This is a genomic window from Corallococcus carmarthensis (assembly GCF_003611695.1).
In the GTDB taxonomy this organism is placed as follows: domain Bacteria; phylum Myxococcota; class Myxococcia; order Myxococcales; family Myxococcaceae; genus Corallococcus; species Corallococcus carmarthensis.
In genome coordinates, this window is the sequence record NZ_RAWE01000379.1 from 1 (window position 1) to 4,631 (window position 4,631).

Sequence of the window (4,631 nt, forward strand, 5' to 3'; positions counted from 1 at the left end):
GACTAGTCGTCGGCAGCGTCAGATGTGTATAAGAGACAGCCCCTGCTCGGGGCACTGCTCCTGTCGGGCACCGCGCCCGCCCAGGAAGCCCCCGCCCGCCTGCCCGACGCCCCGACGCTGAAGCGCATGACCGCGCGCTTCGCCCCCGTGGACGTCAAGGTGGACGTGTCCAAGCTGCCGGACGCGGAGAAGCGCGCCCTGGCCAAGGTCCTCCAGGCCGCGAGGATGATGGACCCCCTCTTCCTGCGCCAGGCATGGGCGGGCAACGAGACGCTGCTCCTGGACCTGGTGAAGGACACCACGCCCCTGGGCAAGGAGCGGCTGCACGCGTTCCTGCTCAACAAGGGCCCCTGGTCGCGCCTGGACGAGGCGAAGCCGTTCATCCCCGGCGTGCCGGCCAAGCCGGACGAGGGCAACTTCTATCCCGCCGGCGCCACCAAGGCGGAGGTGGAGGCGTGGGTGAAGAGCCTGCCGGAGGCGCAGCAGCACGCGGCCACGGGCTTCTTCACCACGCTGCGCAAGGGCCCGGACGGCAAGTTCGTGAGCGTGCCCTACAGCGTGGAGTACCAGGGCGAGCTGGCCATGGCCGCGCAGCTCTTGCGTGAAGCGGCGGCGCTCACCCAGCAGCCCACGCTGAAGCGCTTCCTGGAGACGCGCGCGGCGGCGTTCCTGTCCAACGACTACTACGCGAGCGAGGTCGCGTGGATGGAGCTGGACGCGAGCGTGGACCCCACCATCGGGCCCTACGAGGTCTACGAGGACGGCTGGTTCAACTACAAGGCCGCGTTCGAGGCCTTCATCGGCGTGCGCGACGACGCGGAGACGCAGAAGCTGGCGAAGTTCAGCGCGGAGCTCCAGGAACTGGAGAACAACCTCCCCATCGAGCCGGCCTTGCGCAATCCGAAGCTGGGCGCGCTGGCCCCCATCCGCGTCATCAACAGCCTCTTCTCCTCCGGCGACGGCAACCGGGGCGTGCAGACGGCGGCCTTCAACCTGCCCAACGACGAGCGCGTGGCGGCGGAGAAGGGCACCAAGCGCGTGATGCTGAAGAACATCCAGGAGGCGAAGTTCCAGCGCGTGCTGGTGCCCATCGCGAAGGTGGCGCTGCCCGCGAAGGACCGCAAGGACGTGTCCTTCGACGCCTTCTTCACGCACATCCTCATGCACGAGCTGATGCACGGCCTGGGGCCCCACAACGTCACCGTGGCCGGGAAGCAGACGACGGTGCGTCAGGCGCTGCAGGCGTCCTCCAGCGCCATTGAAGAGGCCAAGGCGGACATCTCCGGCCTGTGGGCGCTCCAGCGGCTGGTGGACAAGGGCACGCTGGACAAGGACCTGCAGCGGACCATGTACACGACGTTCCTCGCGTCCGCGTTCCGCTCCATCCGCTTCGGCATCGACGAGGCGCACGGCAAGGGCATCGCGCTGCAGCTCAACCACTTCCTGGACACCGGCGCGGTGAAGGTGAACGCGGACGGCACCTTCGAAGTCGCGCCGGACAAGATGCAGGCGGCCGTCACGTCGCTGACGAACCAGCTGATGGCCCTCCAGGCCAAGGGCGACCGCGTTGCCGCGGAGGCGCTGCTCGCGAAGCAGGGCGTGGTGCGTCCCTCCGTGCAGAAGGTGCTGGAGCGGCTGAAGAACGTGCCGGTGGACATCGAGCCGCGCTACGTCACCGCCGAGTCGCTGGTGAAGGACTTCGGCGCCCCGGCCGCCGCGCCCGCGACGAAGTAGCGTCCCGGCCACGCCCCGTTCCACCCGCGCGCTTTTCCCGTGCGCGGGGGACGGGGCATGGCCAGTAAGGGAGCCATGGCGCCCGAGTCCCCAGCCCGTCCCGTGCCACCCGACCCGTGGGGCGTCGTGCTCGCGCTCGCGGTGGTGGGCGCGTGGGGCGGGCATCTGGCGTGGCTCTTGGCGGGGCCCGCGCTGCCGTGGGCCTCACCGCTCCCCTGGCTGCACGTCCTGCTCCAGATGTGGCTGTCCACCGGCCTCTTCATCACCGGGCATGACGCCATGCACGGCGCCGTGTCCCTGCACCGCCGGGTGAACGCGGCGGTGGGCACGCTGGCCTGCTTCCTCTTCGCGGGGCTGTCCTACCGCAAGCTGGTGGTGAATCACCGCGCGCACCACGCGGACCCCACCGGCGACCACGACCCGGACTTCGCGGCCCGGGGCCAGTCCTTCTGGCCATGGTTCGGGGCCTTCATGGTGCGCTACACGACGTGGCCGCAAATCGCGGTCATGGCGTTGAAGTTCAACGTGCTGCTCTGGCTGGGCGTGCCCCAGGCGCGCATCCTGGCCTTCTGGGTGCTGCCGTCGGTGCTGGCCACCGTGCAGCTCTTCTACTTCGGCACGTACCTGCCGCACCGGCGCCCGGATACGGCGGAGATGGCGCCGCACCATGCGCGCACCCTGCCGCGCAACCACCTGTGGGCCCTGCTGTCGTGCTTCTTCTTCGGCTACCACTGGGAGCACCATCAGTCCCCCGGGACGCCCTGGTGGCGGCTGTGGCGGGTAAAGGACGCCCGGCGGTAACCGGAAAAAGCGCTGGAGCGTTATAGAGGGAGCCATGCGCGACAAGCTCCCTCCCGAGCCCCCCGGCTCCGAAGTGACGCCCGAGAAGCTCTACCTGCGCCGCCGCGAGCTCATCAAGAACGCGGGCCTGTTCGCGGGCACCGCCGCGGTGGTGGGGGGAGGGCTGTACCTGCTGGGCATGAAGCGCACCCGGCCCATGGACGGCTTCGTGCCGGACGCGGGCGCGGTGGCGCAGCCGGTGGCCCCCGCCCAGGGCGTCTACGTCACGGACGAGCCGCGCACGCCCTACGAGGACATCACCACCTACAACAACTTCTACGAGTTCGGCCTGGACAAGAACGACCCGGCCCGCCGCGCGCACACGCTGAAGACGCGGCCGTGGACGGTCGTCATCGACGGCGAGGTCCACAAGCCGTGGACGGTGGACGTGGATCAGCTCATCTCCGCCTTCCCGCTGGAGGAGCGCGTCTACCGGATGCGCTGCGTGGAGGCCTGGTCCATGGTGATTCCGTGGCTGGGCCTGCCCTTGGGCAAGCTGTTGGACCGCGTGCAGCCCACGTCCTTCGCGAAGTACGTGGCCTTCACCACGCTGGAGGACCCGGAGCAGATGCCCGGCCAGAAGAGCCCGGTGCTGGACTGGCCCTACGTCGAAGGCCTGCGGCTGGATGAAGCGCAGCACCCGCTGACGCTGCTGGCCACCGGCCTCTACGGCAAGCAGCTGCCGCCACAGAACGGCGCCCCGCTGCGGCTGGTCGTGCCGTGGAAGTACGGCTTCAAGGGCATCAAGTCCATTGTCCGCATCACGCTCACGCGCGAGCAGCCGCGCACGACGTGGAGCATCGCCAACAAGCGCGAGTACGGCTTCTACGCCAACGTGAACCCGGCGGTGGACCACCCGCGCTGGAGCCAGGCGTCGGAGCGCCGCATCGGCGAAACCTCGCGCCGGCCCACGCTGCCCTTCAACGGCTACGCGGACGCGGTGGCCGGCCTCTACCGTGGCATGGACCTGAAGCAGGACTTCTGAACCATGGCCTCCTCCAAGCTCTCCTGGCTGAACCCCGCCGTCGCTGTCGGAGGCCTGGCGCCGCTGCTGCAACTCGCGGTGCTGGGGTCGCAGGGCGAGTTGGGGGCCAACGGCATCGAGTTCGCCCTCAACCAGACCGGCCTCTTCGCGCTGGCGGTGCTGCTGGGGTCGCTGGCGTGCACGCCGTTGAGGCTGGTGACGGGCTGGACGTGGCCCGCGCGCATCCGCCGCACGCTGGGCCTGCTGGCCTTCACCTACGCGGCGGCGCACTTCCTCACGTACTCGGTGCTGGATCAGGGCCTGGACGTGCGCGCCATGGCGGAGGACGTCTTCACGCGGCCCTTCATCACCGTGGGCTTCACCGCGTTCCTGCTGCTGGTGCCGCTGGCCGTCACGTCCACCAACACGTGGGTGCGGAGGCTCGGCTTTCCCACGTGGCAGCGCCTGCACCGGCTGGCCTACGTGGCCGCGGTGCTGGGCGTGGTGCACTTCGTGTGGCGGGTGAAGAAGGACGTCACGGAGCCGGTGCTCTACGGGGCCGTCCTGGCGTTGCTCTTGGCCGTGCGTGTGGGGGAGGCCCTGCGCAAGCGGCGGGCGCTCGCCCGGGCGCGCCCGGCCTGAAGCGGGCTACTTCGCGGTGGCGCGGGGCAGCGGGAGGATGGTGTCCACCAGCGTCATCAGCTGCGCGCAGCTCACCGGCTTGCGCACGAAGGCGCTGATGCCGGCCTTCTGGCCCAGGGCGCGAACCTCCGCCACGTTCGGGTCGCCCGTCATCATCAGGATGGGGACCTTGGACAGCCTGGCGTTGGTGCTGGCGCGGATCTGCCCGGCGAAGTCCGCGCCGTTCATCCCGTCCATGTGGAAGTCGGTGAGGATGAGGTCCACCTGCTCCACCTCGGCGACCTTGAGGCCCTCCTCGGCGGACTCGGCCTCCAGGAACTCGAAGCTGCGGGCCATGAGGTAGATCTTCAGCAGCGTCCGGATGGAGCGGCTGTCATCCACCAGCAGCACGCGCTGCGGTCCAGTCCCCCCGGCCTGACGGACCGTGGGCGTGCTCCCCGTGGGGCGGGAG

The 4,631-nt window shown here is 69.8% G+C and carries 5 protein-coding genes; 4 read left to right on the top strand and 1 reads right to left on the bottom strand.

The genetic code is table 11. The features are described from left to right. The first annotated feature begins 24 nt into the window (after positions 1 to 24). The 4 genes from D7X32_RS48020 to msrQ all read left to right on the top strand — a co-directional run bounded on the left by D7X32_RS48020 (position 25) and on the right by msrQ (position 4,180). A complete protein-coding gene (locus D7X32_RS48020; RefSeq protein WP_120608322.1) occupies positions 25 to 1,734 on the top strand; it encodes a DUF8614 domain-containing protein in 1,710 nt (569 codons plus the stop codon). A 75-nt stretch (positions 1,735 to 1,809) separates the two neighbouring features. Then, positions 1,810 to 2,535, top strand: a complete 726-nt coding sequence (locus D7X32_RS43295; protein WP_120608323.1) for a fatty acid desaturase — start codon at positions 1,810 to 1,812, stop codon at positions 2,533 to 2,535. A 34-nt stretch (positions 2,536 to 2,569) separates the two neighbouring features. Next, on the top strand, positions 2,570 to 3,559 hold the full coding sequence (gene msrP, locus D7X32_RS43300; protein ID WP_120608324.1) for a protein-methionine-sulfoxide reductase catalytic subunit MsrP: 990 nt from the start codon (positions 2,570 to 2,572) through the stop codon (positions 3,557 to 3,559). Between the two features lie 3 nt (positions 3,560 to 3,562). After that, positions 3,563 to 4,180: a protein-methionine-sulfoxide reductase heme-binding subunit MsrQ gene (gene msrQ, locus D7X32_RS43305; RefSeq protein ID WP_120608325.1), complete on the top strand. Its 618-nt coding sequence runs from the start codon at positions 3,563 to 3,565 to the stop codon at positions 4,178 to 4,180. Between the two features lie 6 nt (positions 4,181 to 4,186). Here msrQ and D7X32_RS43310 read toward each other — a convergent pair. Then, a partial coding sequence (locus D7X32_RS43310; protein WP_147450505.1) for a response regulator occupies positions 4,187 to 4,631 on the bottom strand: 445 nt, incomplete at its 5' end.

Bases quoted from the DNA above. Each gene is read 5' to 3' on its own strand.
- msrQ (WP_120608325.1), top strand. From the start codon at position 3,563: ATGGCCTCCTCCAAGCTCTCCTGGCTGAACCCCGCCGTCGCTGTCGGA.
- msrP (WP_120608324.1), top strand. From the start codon at position 2,570: ATGCGCGACAAGCTCCCTCCCGAGCCCCCCGGCTCCGAAGTGACGCCC.
- D7X32_RS43295 (WP_120608323.1), top strand. From the start codon at position 1,810: ATGGCGCCCGAGTCCCCAGCCCGTCCCGTGCCACCCGACCCGTGGGGC.